Annotated in this window: 16 protein-coding genes; 11 read left to right on the forward strand and 5 right to left on the reverse strand. The window is 70.5% G+C overall.

Annotated features, from left to right (window positions below):
• Positions 1–156 precede the first annotated feature (156 nt).
• The 3 genes from ACIBQX_RS47505 to ACIBQX_RS47515 all read right to left on the reverse strand — a co-directional run bounded on the left by ACIBQX_RS47505 (position 157) and on the right by ACIBQX_RS47515 (position 2617).
• The gene (locus ACIBQX_RS47505) at positions 157–594 is read right to left on the reverse strand and encodes an ATP-binding protein (protein WP_397016854.1); all 438 of its coding nucleotides are present in this window, start codon (positions 592–594) and stop codon (positions 157–159) included.
• Complete coding sequence (locus ACIBQX_RS47510; RefSeq protein WP_397016890.1) at positions 591–779, reverse strand: DUF5999 family protein; 189 nt, start codon at positions 777–779, stop codon at positions 591–593. Before ACIBQX_RS47510 ends, ACIBQX_RS47505 begins: the two co-directional genes overlap by 4 nt.
• Positions 780–955: 176 nt before the next feature.
• Positions 956–2617 carry a class I adenylate-forming enzyme family protein gene (locus ACIBQX_RS47515; RefSeq protein ID WP_397016856.1) on the reverse strand — a complete coding sequence of 554 codons (1662 nt, stop codon included), beginning with the start codon at positions 2615–2617 and terminating at the stop codon, positions 956–958.
• 224 nt (positions 2618–2841) lie between these two features.
• Here ACIBQX_RS47515 and argC point away from each other — a divergent pair, with 224 nt between their 5' ends.
• The 9 genes from argC to ACIBQX_RS47560 all read left to right on the forward strand — a co-directional run bounded on the left by argC (position 2842) and on the right by ACIBQX_RS47560 (position 12004).
• Positions 2842–3864 (forward strand): N-acetyl-gamma-glutamyl-phosphate reductase, encoded by a 1023-nt coding sequence (gene argC / locus ACIBQX_RS47520; protein ID WP_397016858.1) that lies wholly within the window; start codon positions 2842–2844, stop codon positions 3862–3864.
• Between the two features lie 67 nt (positions 3865–3931).
• The gene (gene argJ / locus ACIBQX_RS47525) at positions 3932–5083 is read left to right on the forward strand and encodes a bifunctional glutamate N-acetyltransferase/amino-acid acetyltransferase ArgJ (protein WP_397016860.1); all 1152 of its coding nucleotides are present in this window, start codon (positions 3932–3934) and stop codon (positions 5081–5083) included.
• Positions 5080–5955, forward strand: coding sequence for an acetylglutamate kinase (gene argB, locus ACIBQX_RS47530; protein WP_189143760.1), 876 nt, complete (start codon positions 5080–5082; stop codon positions 5953–5955). The genes argJ and argB overlap by 4 nt, the downstream gene beginning before the upstream one ends.
• A complete protein-coding gene (locus ACIBQX_RS47535) occupies positions 5952–7118 on the forward strand; it encodes an acetylornithine transaminase (RefSeq protein WP_397016862.1) in 1167 nt (388 codons plus the stop codon). Before argB ends, ACIBQX_RS47535 begins: the two co-directional genes overlap by 4 nt.
• Positions 7115–8035: an ornithine carbamoyltransferase gene (gene argF / locus ACIBQX_RS47540; protein WP_397016864.1), complete on the forward strand. Its 921-nt coding sequence runs from the start codon at positions 7115–7117 to the stop codon at positions 8033–8035. The genes ACIBQX_RS47535 and argF overlap by 4 nt, the downstream gene beginning before the upstream one ends.
• A complete protein-coding gene (locus ACIBQX_RS47545; protein WP_397016866.1) occupies positions 8032–8538 on the forward strand; it encodes an arginine repressor in 507 nt (168 codons plus the stop codon). Before argF ends, ACIBQX_RS47545 begins: the two co-directional genes overlap by 4 nt.
• Positions 8539–8583: 45 nt before the next feature.
• Entirely contained in the window at positions 8584–9783 is a 1200-nt protein-coding gene (locus ACIBQX_RS47550) for an argininosuccinate synthase (RefSeq protein ID WP_397016868.1), read from the forward strand.
• A gap of 68 nt (positions 9784–9851) precedes the next feature.
• Positions 9852–11249 (forward strand): argininosuccinate lyase, encoded by a 1398-nt coding sequence (gene argH, locus ACIBQX_RS47555; RefSeq protein ID WP_397016892.1) that lies wholly within the window; start codon positions 9852–9854, stop codon positions 11247–11249.
• Entirely contained in the window at positions 11231–12004 is a 774-nt protein-coding gene (locus ACIBQX_RS47560) for a DNA-3-methyladenine glycosylase (RefSeq protein WP_397016870.1), read from the forward strand. The genes argH and ACIBQX_RS47560 overlap by 19 nt, the downstream gene beginning before the upstream one ends.
• Here ACIBQX_RS47560 and ACIBQX_RS47565 read toward each other — a convergent pair.
• Positions 11944–12345, reverse strand: coding sequence for a PH domain-containing protein (locus ACIBQX_RS47565; protein WP_397016872.1), 402 nt, complete (start codon positions 12343–12345; stop codon positions 11944–11946). The two genes, ACIBQX_RS47560 and ACIBQX_RS47565, sit on opposite strands and share 61 nt — an antisense overlap.
• An 84-nt stretch (positions 12346–12429) precedes the next feature.
• Between ACIBQX_RS47565 and tyrS the strand changes: the two genes are divergently transcribed.
• On the forward strand, positions 12430–13695 hold the full coding sequence (gene tyrS, locus ACIBQX_RS47570) for a tyrosine--tRNA ligase (RefSeq protein ID WP_397016874.1): 1266 nt from the start codon (positions 12430–12432) through the stop codon (positions 13693–13695).
• A gap of 161 nt (positions 13696–13856) precedes the next feature.
• On the opposite strand, the gene ACIBQX_RS47575 is transcribed toward tyrS, so the two are convergent.
• A complete protein-coding gene (locus tag ACIBQX_RS47575; RefSeq protein ID WP_397016876.1) occupies positions 13857–15341 on the reverse strand; it encodes a glycosyltransferase family 39 protein in 1485 nt (494 codons plus the stop codon).
• 31 nt (positions 15342–15372) lie between these two features.
• Here ACIBQX_RS47575 and ACIBQX_RS47580 point away from each other — a divergent pair, with 31 nt between their 5' ends.
• A complete protein-coding gene (locus ACIBQX_RS47580; RefSeq protein WP_397016878.1) occupies positions 15373–15960 on the forward strand; it encodes an HAD family hydrolase in 588 nt (195 codons plus the stop codon).
• The last annotated feature ends 451 nt before the right edge of the window (positions 15961–16411 follow it).

A 16411-nucleotide genomic window follows, 5' to 3' on the forward strand; every position in this document is an offset into this window, starting at 1 on the left:
CTTTTGTGAGGGCATGTCTGGACTATCTGGTTATGCCCGGTTCTCTGGAAGGATGCGTACCGGCAGGTCAAAGGAGCTGCAACTACTTTTGGGCATCGCGTGACGAAGGGCCCGGGGAGAGGGCCCGGAGAGTGATCAGCACACGCCGGGAGCGGTCTACCAGCAGGTGGCGCCGGCCCGCACGGCCAGCTGGAACCAGACGATCTTGCCCAGGCGGGTGCTCTCGCTGCCCCAGCAGCAGGCCAGCATGTCGACCAGGTGCATGCCGCGCCCCCGCTCGGCGTCCCAGCTCAGCTCGCGCATGCGCGGCGGCTGGTCGCTCTCGTCCTCGACCCCGCAGCGCAACACCCCGTCCTCGACGGACATGGTGACCTGGATCTGCCCCTGGCCGTGCCGGAGCGAGTTCGTCACCAGCTCACTGACGAGCAGCTCGACGACCTCACCGTGCCGGCCGTAGCCCCACTGCTCCAGCTGCGTGCGAGCCTGGTGGCGGGCCCTGCGGACGGAGACGGCGGTGGGCGGGAACGTCCAGGAGACCGTTCCGGTCCGGTCCCCGGTCATGGCCGTCACCAGCCGCTGTACGAGCAGGTTCATGCCACGCCCTCCGCGGTGCCGGCGGGCACGGCCTGTCCGTCCGGCAGCAGCTCGCCCGTGTCGTCGAAGGACACGACCCCGTTACAGAGCAGCCCCCAGCCCTGTTCCGGGTGATACGCGACGAGCCGGGCGGCCTCATGGTTCGGGGCGTCCGCAGGTGGACACGGCGGGTGGTGCTGACACATCATTCTCCCCATCCAGGTGAAACAGTCGAGTTAACCAGGATCTCTCCCCCCATACGCCAGCAGCAGGTGATAAATCCCTATGTCACTACCCATATTCGGATTACCTAGGTAGTCCCAGAAGCGTGCAAACCCGCGCGGATCCTAAGATCTGGATGCCGCGCGGGTCGCCGGGTCGTTCAGCCGCCCAGAATCTGCCTGCGCAGGTGCGTCTTGAGGATCTTGCCGCCCGGGTTGCGCGGCAGCTCGGTGTCGTGGAACCAGACGTGCGCGGGGATCTTGAACGGGGCGATCCGGCCGGTCAGGAAGGCCCGCAGCTCCTCCTTGGTGACCGTGGCGCCAGGCGCCAGCCGGACAACCGCGCCCACCTCCTCGCCGAGCTCGTCGTGCGGTACGCCGATCACCGCCACGTCGTCCACCGCCGGGTGATCGAACAGGGCCGCCTCCACCTCGGCGCAGTAGACGTTCTCGCCACCCCTGATCACCATGTCCTTGGCCCGGTCCACGATGTAGACGAAGCCCTCCTCGTCGATCCTGGCCAGGTCGCCGGTGTGCAGCCAGCCGTTCACGAACGTCTCGGCGGTGGCCTGGGGCTTGTTCCAGTAACCCCGGATGACGTTCGGGCCGCGTACGCACAGCTCGCCCACCTGGCCGGCGGGCAGCTCCTCGCCCATCGGGCTGACGACGCGCACGTCCACCACGGCCGTGGGGCGGCCGATGCTGTCGGGTCTGGCGTGGTAGTCCGCGCCGCCGTTGCCGATGGCCAGCGCCGTCGTCTCCGTCATGCCGTAGCCGTTGGAGGGCGCCCGGTCGGGCAGGTTCTGGGTGATGCGCTCCAGGAGCTTGGGCGGCGCGGGGGCGCCGCCGTAGCCGAGCGTGGTCAGCGAAGACAGGTCGTAGGAGCCGAAGTCCGGGTGCGACAGGAGCTGCCAGGCGTTGGTCGGCACCCCGAGCATCGCGGTGATCCGCTCCCGCTCGATCAGCCGCAGCGCCTTCCCGGCGTCCCACTTGTACATGAGCACCAGGCAGCCGCCGCTGAACATGGTGGTGGTCAGCGCGGAGAAGCAGCCGGTGACGTGGAACAGCGGCACGGTCAGCAGCGTCACCCTGCGTACGGTGGCGGCCGCGGCGTAGTCCTTGCCCGCCATCGTCACGGCGCGCATCAAGCCGTAGGCGACCGTCATCGGCGACTGGCCCAGATTGCGGTGCGTGCCGAGCGCGCCCTTGGGGTGGCCGGTGGTGCCCGAGGTGTAGAAGATGGTGGCCGGGTCGTCGGGGGAGAGGTCGACCACGGGCAGCGCCGCCTCGGGCGTGACCTCGCCCAGCACGTCCTCGAAGGTCCGCGCGCCCTCCGGCGCCTCACCCCTGACGACGATCAGCGGCACGCCGGTCCCCAGCAGCCTGACGGCGCGCTCGGCGTCGGCGATGAGCACCTTGGCCCCCGAGTCGTTCACCCCGTAGGCCAGCTCGGGCTCGGTCCACCAGGCGTTGAGCGGCACGGCGATGGCCCCGCAGACCAGGACGGCGGAGAAGGCGATCGACCATTCCGGATAGTTGCGCATGGCGATCGCCACCCGGTCGCCCTTGCTCACGCCGTAGTCCTCGATGAGGCGGCCGGCCAGGGCCGCGACCCGCCGGAAGTGGTCTTCGAAGGTGATGTGCTCGTCCTCGTAGACCAGGAAGACCTTGTCGCCGTGGAACCTGCTGATGTCGAGCAGGGCACGGTGGTCGGTGGGGGCGTGTTTCCACGTGCGTATTCCGGTGTCGCCGAGCTCCACGGTCTCGAAAAGCTCGCCCGGGGCGGTGAGTTTGGCTTGAACCTCGTCGTGCGAAAGGGTCATTACGCAGTACTCCCGGCAGGTCACGACTGTCGAATACATCACAATACCGACCGGTAGGTACGTAGCGCTAGGCGTCCTCACGGCCGGTCGCAGGGGGAATGAGGACTCGGACATCGTCTCGACATCTGGACACTCGGCGCTATCGGCTTGCATGTGCACCCTCTGGAGGGCATCATCGATAAGCAAGAACATGAGCACGGATGCATGAACATGCAGGAGGTCTGATGAGAGCGGCGATCGCCGGCGCCAGTGGCTATGCGGGTGGCGAGTTGCTCCGCCTCCTGCTCAGCCACCCCGAACTGGAGATCGGCACGCTCACCGCGGCCTCCAGCGCGGGCAGCGCGCTCGGCGCCCACCAGCCCCAGCTGCCCCAGCTGGCCGACCGGATCATCCAGGAGACCACCGCGGAGGCGCTCGCCGGCCACGACGTGGTCTTCCTGGCCCTGCCGCACGGCCACTCGGCGGCGGTGGCCGCCCAGCTCGGAAAGGATACGCTCGTCGTCGACTGCGGCGCCGATCACCGGCTCGCCGACCCCGCCGCCTGGCAGGAGTTCTACGGCGGCGAGCACGCCGGCACCTGGCCCTACGGCCTGCCCGAGCTGCCCGGCCAGCGCGACGTGCTGCGCGCCGCCACCCGCATCGCGGTGCCGGGCTGTTACCCGACCTCCGTCCTGCTGGCGCTGCTCCCCGCCTTCGCGCACGGCCTGGCCGAGCCGGAGGTGGTGGTCGTGGCCGCCAGCGGCACCAGCGGCGCCGGGCGGTCGCTCAAGCCCAGCCTGCTGGGCAGCGAGGTCATGGGCTCGGTCAGCGCCTACGGCGTGGGCGGGATTCACCGCCACACGCCGGAGATGGAGCAGGGCCTCAGCCTGGCCGCGGGAGTGCCGGTGCGGGTGTCGTTCACCCCGACCCTGGCCCCGATGAGCCGCGGCATCCTGGCCACCTGCTCGGCACCCGCCAAGCCCGGCCTCACCCAGCAGTCGCTCAGGACCGCCTACGAGGTGGCGCTGAAGGCCGAGCCGTTCGTGCGCCTGTTGCCCGAAGGCACCTGGCCCGCCACCGCGATGACCTACGGCGCCAACACCGCCGCCGTGCAGGTGACGCTCGACGAGCGCGCCGGCCGCGTGGTCGCCGTCATCGCCATCGACAACCTCACCAAGGGCACGGCCGGGGGCGCTGTCCAGAGCGCCAACCTCGCCCTCGGCCTGCCGGAAGAGCTCGGCCTCCCCCTGACAGGAGTTGCTCCGTGAGCAAGCGCAGTCGATCAACCAGCAAGCACGGGTGGCTGACACCCTGGCGGACGATGAGGGAGGCCGTATGAGCGTGACCGCACCTCTCGGCTTCCGGGCCGCGGGCGTCGCCGCCGGCATCAAGGCGGGCGGCTCGCGCGATCTGGCCCTCGTCGTCAACGACGGTCCGAGCCGCGCGGCCGCCGGAGTCTTCACCGCCAACCGCGTGAAGGCCGCTCCGGTGCTCTGGTCACAGCAGGTCCTGCGCGGCGGCCGGCTGCGAGCGGTCGTGCTCAACTCAGGCGGCGCCAACGCATGCACCGGCCCCGAGGGCTTCCAGGACACGCACGCTACGGCCGAGAAGGTGGCCGAGGTCATCGAGGACTCCGCGGGCGAGATCGCGGTCTGCTCGACCGGCCTGATCGGCGAGCGGCTGCCCATGGACGACCTGCTGCCCGGCGTGGAGGTGGCGGCCGCACAGCTCTCCCGCGACGGCGGCCTGGCCGCGGCCGATGCGATCCGCACCACCGACACCGTGTCCAAGATCTCCTTCAAGCGGGGCGACGGCTACATGGTGGGCGGCATGGCCAAGGGCGCGGGCATGCTCGCTCCCGGCCTGGCCACCATGCTCAGCGTCATCACCACCGACGCCGACCTCACCGCCGAGGAGCTCGACGCGGTGCTGCGCAGGGCCACCGCGCAGACGTTCGACCGGCTCGACACCGACGGCTGCATGTCGACCAATGACACGGTCCTGCTGATGTCGAGCGGCGCTTCCGGGACGAAGCCCGATATTTCGGAGTTCGAGCAGAAGGTCACCGAGGTCTGCGCCGACCTGGCCAGGCAGCTTCTCGTCGACGCCGAGGGCGCCTCCAAGGCCATCGCCATCGAGGTGGTCGGCGCCGCGTCCGAGGACGACGCGGTCAAGGTGGGCCGGGCGGTCGCCCGCTCCAACCTGCTCAAGTGCGCCATCCACGGCGAGGACCCCAACTGGGGCCGCGTGCTGTCGGCCGTCGGCACCACCGACGCCGAGTTCGAGCCCGACCGGCTCAACGTCGCCATCAACGGCATCTGGATCTGCCGCGCCGGCGCGGTCGGCGACGACCGCGCCAAGGTGGACATGCGCCCCCGAGACGTGACGATCACCGTCGACCTGTCGGCCGGGCCGCACACCGCGACCGTGCACACCACCGACCTGACGGCCGACTACGTCCACGAGAACTCGGCGTACTCCTCATGAGGGCCGGCACCGCACACGCCAAGGCGGGCGTGCTGATCGAGGCGCTGCCCTGGCTGGAGCGCTTCCACGGCGCCACCATCGTGATCAAGTACGGCGGCAACGCGATGACCGACGAGGCGCTCAAGGAGGGCTTCGCCGAGGACATCGTCTTCCTGCGCTACGCCGGGCTCCGGCCCGTCGTCGTGCACGGCGGCGGCCCGCAGATCAGCGAGCATCTCGACCGGCTCGGCATCGAGTCGACCTTCACCGCCGGGCTGCGCGTCACCACCCCGGAGGCCATGAAGGTCGTCAGGATGGTGCTGGTCGGCCAGGTCAACCGCGACATCGTGGGCCTGGTCAACCGGCACGGCCCGTTCGCGGTCGGCCTGTCGGGCGAGGACGCCCACCTGTTCACCGCCGAGCGCAAGAGCGCGATGGTCGACGGCAGCCCGGTCGACATCGGGCAGGTCGGCGAGATCGTCAAGGTCGAGCCCGGCGCGGTGCAGGCCCTGATCGCCGACGGTCGCATCCCCGTGGTCTCCAGCGTGGCGCGTGGCGTCGACGGGGAGGTCTTCAACGTGAACGCCGACACCGCCGCCGCCGCCCTCGCCGTGGCGCTGAGCGCGGAGAAGCTGGTCGTGCTCACCGACGTCGAGGGCCTGTACGCCAACTGGCCCGACAACACCGAACTGATCGACCAGCTGAACGCGGCGGAGCTGGAACGGCTCATCCCGAGCCTGTCGAGCGGCATGGTGCCCAAGATGGAAGCCTGCCTGACCGCGGTCCAGGGCGGCGTCCCGCAGGCGCACGTGCTCGACGGCCGGGTGCCCCACTCGCTGCTGCTGGAGATCTTCACCAACGAAGGAATCGGAACCATGGTGATGCCCTCATGAGCCTCTACGAAAGGTTCGAGCAGGCATTCATGCCCAACTACGGCGTCCCGCCGGTCGCACTCGCCAAGGGCGAGGGCACCCGCGTATGGGACGTCGACGGCAAGCCCTACCTCGACTTCATCGGCGGCATCGCGGTCACCTCGCTCGGCCACGCCCACCCGGCGCTGGTCGAGGCGGTCTCCAAGCAGGTGGCAACCATCGCGCACACCAGCAACCTGTTCCTGCACGAGCCCGAGGTGCTGCTCGCCGAGCGGCTGCTGGGCCTGCTGGACACGCCCGGCCGCGTGTTCTTCGCCAACTCCGGCACCGAGGCCAACGAGGCCGCGCTCAAGCTCGCGCTCAAGTACGCCAGGCGCACCGGCCGCACCTACCTGGTCGCCGCCGAGAACGGATTCCACGGCCGCACCCTCGGCGCGCTGTCGCTGACCGGCAAGGCGTCGATCCGCGATCAGTTCGGCCCGTTCCCGACGGACGTCCGGTTCGTCCCGTACGGTGACGCGGACGCGCTCAAGGAGGCCGTCACCGGCGACTGCGCCGCGGTCTTCCTGGAGCCCACGCAGGGCGAGGCGGGCGTGGTCCCGCCGCCCGACGGCTATCTGGCGGCGGCCCGCGAGATCTGCGACGCCACCGGCGCGCTGCTCGTGGCCGACGAGATCCAGTCGGCCATCGGCCGCACCGGCCACTGGTTCGCCCACCAGGCCGACGGCTTCACCCCCGACATCCTCACCCTGGCCAAGGGTCTGGGCGGCGGCCTGCCGATCGGCGCCTGCATCGGCTTCGGCGACGCGGGCACCCTGTTCGACAAGGGCGACCACGGCTCCACCTTCGGTGGCAACCCGGTCTCGTGCGCCGCCGCGCTGGCCGTACTCGATCATGTGGACCTCGACCACGTGCGGTCGGCCGGCGCGCGGCTGCGCGGCGGGCTGGAGGCGATCGACCACCCCCTGCTGAAGGGGGTGCGCGGGCGCGGCCTGTGGCTGGCCGTCGTGCTCCGCGAGCCGGTCTCCGGCAAGGTGCAGCAGGCCGCCGCCGACGCCGGCTTCCTGGTCAACGCCCTGCAGCCGGACGCCGTACGGCTCGCGCCGCCGCTGGTCGTGACCGCCGAGGAGATCGACGCGTTCGTCGACGCGTTCCCCCGGATCCTGACGGAGGCGGCCGGATGACCAGGCACTTCCTGCGCGACGACGACCTGTCGCCCGACGAGCAGGCCGAGGTGCTCGACCTGGCCGCGGCGATGAAGAAGGACCGGTACGGCTACCGTCCGTTCGAGGGGCCCCAGACGGTCGCGGTGCTGTTCGACAAGCCGTCGGCCAGGACCCGCATCTCCTTCCACGTCGGCATCGGCGAGCTCGGCGGCCTGCCGCTGGTCGTCGACGGCGTCTCGACGCTGATGGGCCGGGGGGAGCCCGTCGAGGACCTCGCGCGGGTGCTCGACCGGCAGGTCGCCGCCATCGTCTGGCGCACCAACGGCCAGCGGCTGATCGACACCATGGCGGCGAACTCCGCGGTGCCCGTGGTCAACGCGCTCACCGACGACTTCCACCCCTGCCAGATCCTCGCCGACCTGCAGACGGTGCGGGAGAAGCTCGGCAGGACGGCCGGGCTGACGCTGACCTACGTCGGCGACGGCGCCAACAACATGGCCCACTCCTACCTGCTCGGCGGCGCCACGGCGGGGATGCACGTACGCGTCGCCGCCCCGGCCGGCTACCAGCCCGACGCCGTCGTCCTCGGCCAGGCGGCGGCCATCGCCGCGCGGACCGGTGGCTCCGTGGTCTCGCTGTCGGACCCGGTGGCCGCGGTCCAGGGCGCGCACGTCGTGGCCGCCGACACCTGGGTGTCGATGGGCCAGGACGGCAAGGAGGAGCGGCTGGCGACGCTCATGCCCTACCAGGTCAACGCCGAGCTCATGGCGCACGCCGCGGACGACGCGATCGTGCTGCACTGCCTGCCGGCCTACCGTGGCAACGAGATCACCGAGGAGGTGCTCGACGGCCCGCGGAGTGTGGTGTGGGACCAGGCGGAGAATCGGCTGCACGCGCAGAAGGCGCTGCTGCACTGGCTGGTGAGCCGGACATGACCGTACCGATGACCAAGGTCGCCCGGCAGGCGAAGATCACCGACCTGCTGCAGCGGCAGGCCGTACGCTCCCAGCCCGAGCTGGCCAAGCTGCTCGCCGAGAGCGGCGTCGAGGTCACCCAGGCCACGCTCTCCCGCGACCTCGACGAGCTGGGCGCGCTCAAGCTGCGCGCCGAGGACGGCTCGCTGGTCTACGCGCTGCCCGGCGAGGGCGGCGGCCGGATCCCGCTGGCGCGGCTCGGCACCGGCGAGTCGCCCGCCGCCCGGCTGCACCGCATCGCGGAGGAACTGCTGGTCAGCGCCGAAGCGTCGGCCAACCTGGTGATCGCCAGGACGCCGCCGGGCGCCGCGCAGTTCCTCGCCTCCGCCATCGACCACGCCGACTGGGAGTCGATCCTCGGCACCGTCGCGGGCGACGACACGATCCTGGTCATCAGCCGTGATCCGCAGGGCGGACATGCTGTTGCCGAGGCCCTGCTGAAGGTGGCTGACCGACGCACCTAGCCCACTACAGGCGAAATTTCAGACTTTAGTAATGGAGATCACGAAATGACGGAGAGAGTAGTTCTAGCGTTCTCGGGTGGCCTCGACACGTCAGTCGCCATCCCGTTCCTCGCCGAGAAGATGAACGCCGAGGTCGTCGCCGTCGCGGTGGATCTCGGCCAGGGCGGCGAGGACATGGGGGTCATCCAGAAGCGCGCCATGGACTGCGGCGCGGTCGAGTCCGTCGTGGTGGACGCCAAGGAGGAGTACGCCGCGGACTTCTGCGTGCCCGCCCTCCAGGCCAACGCCCTCTACATGGACCGCTACCCTCTCCTGTCCTCGCTGTCGCGGCCTCTCATCGTCAAGCATCTGGTCACCGCCGCCAAGCAGTTCGGCGGCACGATCGTCTCCCACGGCTGTACCGGCAAGGGCAACGACCAGGTCCGCTTCGAGGCCGGCCTGGCCGCGCTGGCGCCCGACCTCAAGGTCGTCGCCCCGGCCCGCGACTACGCCTGGACCCGCGACAAGGCGATCGAGTTCGCCGAGCAGCGGGGCCTGCCGATCGAGACCACCAAGAAGAACCCGTTCTCGATCGACCAGAACCTGTGGGGCCGCGCCGTCGAGACCGGCTTCCTGGAGGACATCTGGAACGGCCCCACCGAGGACGTCTACTCCTACACCGCCGACCCCGCCGTCCCGCGCGAGCCGGACGAGCTCGTCATCACCTTCGAGCAGGGCGTCCCGGTCAAGATCGACGGCCGCCCGCTGACCCCGTACCAGGTCATCGACGAGCTCAACAAGCGCGCCGGCGCGCAGGGCGTCGGCCGCATCGACATGGTCGAGGACCGGCTGGTCGGCATCAAGTCCCGCGAGGTCTACGAGGCGCCCGGCGCCATCGCGCTGATCACCGCGCACATGGAGCTGGAGAGCGTCACCGTCGAGCGCGATCTGGCCCGCTTCAAGCGGGGCGTCGACCAGCGCTGGAGCGAGCTCGTCTACGACGGCCTGTGGTTCTCGCCGCTCAAGCGCGCCCTCGACACGCTGATCGCCGACACGCAGAAGTACGTTTCGGGTGACATCCGCATGACCTTGCACGGCGGCAAGGCCACCGTCACCGGCAGGCGCTCCGAGCAGTCCCTGTACGACTTCTCGCTCGCCACCTACGACACCGGCGACACCTTCGACCAGTCCCTGGCCAAGGGCTTCGTGCAGCTCTTCAGCCTGCCATCCAAGATCGCAGCGGCGCGCGACGCCAAGCACGGCTGAGTTGCACTATCGTCGCGGAGGACGTCGTGGGGAAGTTTGAGGAGACACTGGTGAGTGATGGCAAGCCGATGCGGCTGTGGGGCGGCCGCTTCGAGGGCGGCCCGTCCGACGCGCTGGCCCGCCTTTCGGTGAGCGTGCACTTCGACTGGCGGCTGGTGCCGTACGACCTGGCAGCGTCCAGGGCGCACGCCCGCGTGCTGCACAAGGCGGAGTTGCTGGACGCCGACGAGCTCGAGCGCATGATCGGCGCGCTCGACGACCTCGAACGCGCCTGCAAGGCGGGGGAGTTCCGGCCGACGGTCGCCGACGAGGACGTGCACACCGCCCTGGAGCGCGGCCTGCTGGAGCGGCTCGGCTCGCTCGGCGGCAAGCTGCGCGCGGGCCGCAGCCGCAACGACCAGATCGCCACGGACCTGCGCCTCTATCTCCGCGATCACGCCCGCACGATCGTCTCCCGCCTGGTCGAGCTGGAAACGGCGCTGATGACCCAGGCCGAGCAGCACGCCGAGACCGCCGCGCCCGGCATGACGCACCTGCAGCACGCGCAGCCGGTCTCCTTCGGCCACCAGCTGCTCGCGCACGTGCACGCCTTCACCCGCGACATCGACCGGCTCATCGACTGGGACAAGCGCGCGGCGATCTCGCCGCTCGGCGCGGGCGCGCTGGCCGGCTCGTCGCTGCCGCTCGACCCGCAGGCCGTGGCCGAGGAGCTCGGCTTCTCGGCGCCGGCGGCCAACTCGATGGACGCGGTCTCCGACCGTGACTTCGCCGCCGAGTTCCTGTTCGCGGCCGCCATGATCGGCATGCACCTGTCGCGGCTGGGCGAGGAGATCGTGCTCTGGGCCTCGCAGGAGTTCCGCTGGATCGAGATGGACGACGCCTACTCCACCGGCTCGTCGATCATGCCCCAGAAGAAGAACCCGGACGTCGCCGAGCTGGCCCGCGGCAAGTCCGGCCGGCTCATCGGCAACCTCATGGCGCTGCTGACCACGCTCAAGGGCCTGCCGCTCACCTACAACCGCGACCTGCAGGAGGACAAGGAGCCCGTGTTCGACTCGGTCGACACGCTGCTGCTGGTCCTGCCCGCGGTGGCCGGCCTGGTCGCCACCATGCGCGTCAACACCGCCCGCATGCAGGAGTCCGCCCCCGACGGCTTCGCGCTGGCCACCGACCTGGCCGAGCTGCTGGTGCGCCGTGGCGTGCCGTTCCGCGACGCGCACGAGGCCGTCGGGCACCTCGTGGTGTGGTGCCAGGTCAACGACTCCGACCTCGGCGACCTCACCGACGACGAGCTGGCCAAGGTCTCACCGCACCTCACCCCGGACGTCCGCGACGTGCTCAACGTGCCGGGCGCCCTGGCCGCGCGCAAGGCCCCCGGCGGCACCGCCCCCGACCGCGTCCGCGACCAGCTCGTGGCGCTGGGCGAGGCGGTCGACGCCCAGGCGGCATGGGCGGCGGGCTCCTGAGCTCCGCGCCCCTGCCGCGCGCCTTCTTCGACAGGCCGTCGCACGAGGTCGCGCCCGAGCTGCTCGGGCGCGTGCTCGTGCACGGCACCGTGGACGGGCTGGTCGCCGTACGACTCACCGAGGTCGAGGCGTACGGCGGCGCGGGCGAGGATCCGGCGGCCCACACCTACCGGGGCAGGACGCCGCGCAACGCGGTCATGTTCGGCCCGCCCGGCCACCTGTACGTGTACTTCACCTACGGCATGCACTTCTGCGCAAACGTCGTCTGCCTGCCCGAGGGCCACGGGTCGGGGGTGCTGATGCGGGCCGGCGAGGTGATCGCGGGCGGCAGCGTGGCCCGCGCGCGCCGCTCGGGCGGCAAGGCGCTGGCCGACCGGGACCTGGCTCGCGGCCCGGCCCGGCTGGCGGTGGCGCTCGGGCTGCTGCGCGAGCACAACGGCCTCGACGCCATCTGGGAGGGCTCCCCGCAGGCGCTGGGCGGGCCGCTGGGCGGGCCGCCGGGCGGCTCGCCGGACGGTCACGGCCGGTCGCGCGCGCTGACCGGCCTGCCGGTCGGCTCGGTCGTCCTGCTCGAAGGCCACCCGCCGGAGCCCGGCGCGATCAGGTCAGGGCCGCGGACGGGTGTCTCGACGGCCAAGGACGTACCCTGGCGGTTCTGGGTCGAGGGCGACCCGACCGTGTCGCCCTACAAGGTTCACGCGCCGCGCCGGCGCAGCACCGCGGCCACCTCGGTGGGGGAGGCGCCCAGATCGTGAGGGCTGAAGATGTGCAGGTTGTCGCCGGTGTCGATCTCCAGCATCTCGCTGCGCAGCCCGAACCTCCTGCGCACGTCCACCTTGACGTCCTCGATCGCATCCCACGGCACGTGCCGCCGGCCGGCGAAGCCGTGCACCACGGTGATGCCGTCCTCGTCCGCCGAGAGCCGCTCCGGCACCAGCAGATCGCGCACCCCCATCGCCCCCACCAGCAGGGCGGCCGGCACCGCCAGGATCACCCCGCGCACGTCACCGTCCACGTACCAGTAGGCGGCGAGCCCGGCGCATGCCAGACCCCCTAAGATCTTGAAAAATGCCAGCTCGCGACGGACCTTCCACATGGTGATCGAGACTATCCAAGTAGCGGTCATGCGGCGCGATCGGGCACGCTGTAACCACTCAACCTCTAGCGGAGAGCCAGCACCGTGACCGACATTCTCGATGAGCTCGAATGGCGCGACGTGACCGCGCAGACCACCGACATCGACGCCCTGCGGGAGGCGCTGTCGAAGGGTCCGATCACGGTCTATGCGGGCTTCGACCCCACCGCGCCGTCGCTGCATGTCGGCAACCTCGCCACGTTGCTGATCCTGACCCGTTTCCAGCGCGCCGGCCACCGGCCGATCGGCCTGGTCGGCGGCGCCACCGGCCTGATCGGCGACCCCAGCGGCCGCAGCACCGAGCGGGTGCTCAACACCTCCGAGGTCGTGGCCGAGTGGGTGTCCAGGATCCGGGTGCAGGTGGAGAGGTTCCTGTCGTTCGAGGGCGGGCCCAACGCGGCGGAGTTGGTCAGCAACCTCGACTGGACGGCCGAGATGTCCGCCATCGACTTCCTGCGCGACATCGGCAAGCACTTCCCGGTCAACCGGATGCTGGCCCGCGAGGCGGTCTCCGCCAGGCTCGGCGGTGACGGCCTCAGCTACACCGAGTTCAGCTACCAGATCCTGCAGTCCAACGACTACCTCGAGCTCTACCGCCGCCACGGCTGCACGCTGCAGGTCGGCGGCACCGACCAGTGGGGCAACATCACCGCGGGCGTCGACCTGATCAGGCGGGTCGAGGGCGTCCACGTGCACGCCCTGACCGGCCACCTGATCACCAAGGCCGACGGCACCAAGTTCGGCAAGACGGCCGGTGGCGCCGTCTGGCTCGACCCGGCGCTGACCTCGCCGTACGCGTTCTACCAGTACTGGCTGAACGCCGACGACCGGGACGTGATCCGTTTCCTCAAGGTGTTCACCTTCCGTGGCCGGGAGGAGATCGAGGCGCTGGAGAAGGCCGTCGCCGACCGGCCCTTCGCCCGTGAGGCGCAGCGCACCCTCGCCGAGGACCTGACCACGATGGTGCACGGCTCCGACGAGCTGGCCGCGGTCGTCGCGGCGTCCAAGGCGCTGTTCGGCCAGGGTTCGCTCGACGAGCTCCCGGCCTCGACGCTGGCGGCCGCCCTCGCGGAGGTGCCCAAGGCCACCGTCCCCGCGCTCGGCGCGACCTTCGTGGACCTGCTGGCCGACAGCGGCCTGGTGGAGTCGAAGTCGGCGGCCCGCCGGGCGGTCAAGGAGGGCGGCGCCTACCTCAACAACGTCAAGATCACCGACGAGACCCACACGCCGTCCGCCGACGACTTGCTCCACGGCAGGTTCATGGTGCTGCGGCGCGGCAAGAAGTCGATCGGCGGCGTCGAGGTCGGCTGAGCCCGACGCGAACGGGCTCTCCCACGGGGAGGGCCCGTTCGCTGTCGCTCGGGTGTTCCTGAGCGGCCGCTGGTGTTTTCGTTCACGGGCCCGCCGTCGTCGGAGCGCTTTCCGGGTACGGGCTCGCTACCGCCGGGTGCAGAGCTCGGGGCACGGGCTCGCTACCGTCGGGTGTAGAGCGCGACCGTGAGGCCGGGCAGATCCGCCGAGTGCCACGCCGACTCCTGCGTGAAGCCGGCGCTTCGCAGTGCCTTGATCCGGTCGAAGCGGGGCCCGGCTGACTTGGCGCCGCGCCACACGGCCCACACCCGCTCCCGCCCGGCCAGCGCCTCGGCCACATCGTCCCGCTCCGGGAACCCGAACCCGTCCGGCTCCGGCGCCGACCCCACGCGCAGCACGTCGTCGGGCATCGAGTCGTCACCGTAATAGTCGAACCTGGCCCGCACCGCGCTCTGGCCGAACACGATCGCGTCCCCCGGCCGGGTGTCGATCTTCCGTACGGCCCACGGGACGTCCTCGAAGCGCCCGTTGACCTCCCGTACCTCCAACTGCTGCATCACCCCGGCGCCACCGGTGACCAGCACCAGCGCGCAGCACGCCAGCACCGCCGTGCGGCCGCGGAACATCCCCGCCACCGTGAGCCCGGCCAGCAGCGCCAGCGCCGGAGCGGTGACGAAGAGGTAGCGGTCCACGTACACAGGCGTCACCAGATGCGAGACCGCGAGCAGCAGCAGCGGCGGCAGGAGCAGCCAGCCCAGCAGCGCCGCCAGCCACGGCCGGCTCACCACGATCCGGCCGTCGGCGCGCGAACCGCGCGCCGCGAGCCACAGCAGCACCACCCCGGCCAGGGCCACCGCGAACAGCAGCACCCCGGGCTCGGTCGCGCCCGCCGCCATCTTGGGGAACTTCAGCAGCACGTCGGGACCGCGCTGCGGGATCCAGCTGATCGCGTGCCGCTCGCCGTACCCCACCAGTCCCAGCACCAGGGCGGGCAGCCCGCCGACGGCGAGCGCGGGCAGCATCCGCAGCAGCAGCGTCCGGCGCGGCAGCAGAACGGCGGCGGCCAGCAACTGCGCGGGCAGGACGAGCACCGCGAACAGGTGCGTGCAGCACACCAGCGCCACACTCACCCCGTACAGCACCCAGCGCCGCGCGGCCGGCGACTCGACGGCCCGATGCAGCGCCCAGAACGAGAACACCACCGCGGCGGCGGCGAAGGAGTACGACCTCGCGAAGGCCCCGTAGTACGACACCGAAGGCAGCACGGCGAACAGCGCGGCCGCCGTCAGCCCCGCTCGGGTGCTGTGCAGCCGCCGCCCCAGCTCGACGAGAAACCCCGCGCCCACCGCGATCGCCAGTGCGGACGGCAGCCGCAACCACAGCTCCGCCGTGCTGACCATCGCCCAGAAGTGGATGAACACGTAGTAGGGCAGGAAATGCCCGTCGATGTGCTGGGCGAGCTCCCACAGCCCCGACAGTGAGCGGGTGGCCGCGCTGATCGTGGCGATCTCGTCACCGTTGAGGGTGGAGGCCCCCGTCCCGCTGAACGCCACCGCTCCGGCCGCCAGGGCCGCCCACCATGGGCTTGACCTGGACGGACGGGTGGCTGGGGTGATGGGTGGGGCAAGCGTGGCGGCACTGGTCACCGGGGCAGAATACGCGCATAAGCTCGAAACCATGCCTGAAGTAATCGTGTTCGATTTGTACGGCGTTATCGCCCGTACGCAGACAGATGAGGCGAAGCAGCAGCTCGTCGATCTTGCCGGGGTGCAGGAGGAGTCGTTCTGGGAGGCCTACTGGGCGTGCAGGCCCGCCTATGACGCCGGGCAGGAGAGTGCCCTGTACTGGGCGGACGTCGCCGGGCGGCTGGGCACCCGCTTCGCCGATGTGCCGGCGCTGATGGACGCCGACCTGGAGAGCTGGTGCCACGTCGATCCCGAGATGGTGGCCGTGGTGCACGAACTGGCCGACCGGGGGCGGATGCTCGGGCTGCTGTCCAACATCATCGAGGAACTGGTGCCCATCTGGGAGGCGCGGCACGGGGACTGGCTGGGGCGCTTCTCCGCGCTCACCTATTCGTGCCGGATCGGCGTGGCCAAGCCGGATCGGCGGGCGTACGAGATCTGTGCCGAACGGATGGGCGTGGCCACGGGGGACGTGCTGTTCTTCGACGACAACGAGGTCAATGTCGTAGCGGCGCGTGCGGCGGGGATGTCGGCGGAGCTCTTCACCTCGCCGGAGCAGGTCCGCACCCTGACGGCCTGAGGCGCCGGGCGTCCCTGTGCCGGGTCGTCCAGGTGGGCGGGTGCGGGGGCGATTTGACGTCTGGGGGATCGCGACCTATTCTTTTAGTTCGCCCCGGGAGTGAGCCGGACGCCGACAGGCGGACGGGCCCCAGAGCGGGCCCTTGAGAACAGACCACTCGGTTGAGGCGCTTCAGCGCGCTCAGGCACGAGTCGCCTCGGGTGTCTCCAGATCACCGAAAAACCGGTTGATTCGACAGGCACGGGATGGCACGGTAAGTTTCGAGGGCAAGAAATTCTAGATGGGCTGACCGATTTCCAGCAAGTTCGCTGAATTTGACAGGAAATAAGCGGTCCATTAAGATCTAAATACGAAATGAGCGCCTCCGCTGCTCGGTCTGAGAGATCAGATGGTGTGGGGATGTACGCGTCCGTTTCTTGAGAACTCAACAGTGTGTTAAAAGCCAGTGCAT

The organism is Nonomuraea sp. NPDC049714 (assembly GCF_044465295.1).
In the GTDB taxonomy this organism is placed as follows: domain Bacteria; phylum Actinomycetota; class Actinomycetes; order Streptosporangiales; family Streptosporangiaceae; genus Nonomuraea.

What these genes read in the sequence shown, in the direction of transcription:
- ACIBQX_RS47505 (WP_397016854.1), bottom strand. Translation starts at nt 594, where the DNA reads ATGAACCTGCTCGTACAGCGGCTGGTGACGGCCATGACCGGGGACCGG.
- ACIBQX_RS47510 (WP_397016890.1), bottom strand. Translation starts at nt 779, where the DNA reads ATGTGTCAGCACCACCCGCCGTGTCCACCTGCGGACGCCCCGAACCAT.
- ACIBQX_RS47515 (WP_397016856.1), bottom strand. Translation starts at nt 2,617, where the DNA reads ATGACCCTTTCGCACGACGAGGTTCAAGCCAAACTCACCGCCCCGGGC.
- argC (WP_397016858.1), top strand. Translation starts at nt 2,842, where the DNA reads ATGAGAGCGGCGATCGCCGGCGCCAGTGGCTATGCGGGTGGCGAGTTG.
- argJ (WP_397016860.1), top strand. Translation starts at nt 3,932, where the DNA reads ATGAGCGTGACCGCACCTCTCGGCTTCCGGGCCGCGGGCGTCGCCGCC.
- argB (WP_189143760.1), top strand. Translation starts at nt 5,080, where the DNA reads ATGAGGGCCGGCACCGCACACGCCAAGGCGGGCGTGCTGATCGAGGCG.
- ACIBQX_RS47535 (WP_397016862.1), top strand. Translation starts at nt 5,952, where the DNA reads ATGAGCCTCTACGAAAGGTTCGAGCAGGCATTCATGCCCAACTACGGC.
- argF (WP_397016864.1), top strand. Translation starts at nt 7,115, where the DNA reads ATGACCAGGCACTTCCTGCGCGACGACGACCTGTCGCCCGACGAGCAG.
- ACIBQX_RS47545 (WP_397016866.1), top strand. Translation starts at nt 8,032, where the DNA reads ATGACCGTACCGATGACCAAGGTCGCCCGGCAGGCGAAGATCACCGAC.
- ACIBQX_RS47550 (WP_397016868.1), top strand. Translation starts at nt 8,584, where the DNA reads ATGACGGAGAGAGTAGTTCTAGCGTTCTCGGGTGGCCTCGACACGTCA.
- argH (WP_397016892.1), top strand. Translation starts at nt 9,852, where the DNA reads ATGCGGCTGTGGGGCGGCCGCTTCGAGGGCGGCCCGTCCGACGCGCTG.
- ACIBQX_RS47560 (WP_397016870.1), top strand. Translation starts at nt 11,231, where the DNA reads ATGGGCGGCGGGCTCCTGAGCTCCGCGCCCCTGCCGCGCGCCTTCTTC.
- ACIBQX_RS47565 (WP_397016872.1), bottom strand. Translation starts at nt 12,345, where the DNA reads ATGTGGAAGGTCCGTCGCGAGCTGGCATTTTTCAAGATCTTAGGGGGT.
- ACIBQX_RS47580 (WP_397016878.1), top strand. Translation starts at nt 15,373, where the DNA reads ATGCCTGAAGTAATCGTGTTCGATTTGTACGGCGTTATCGCCCGTACG.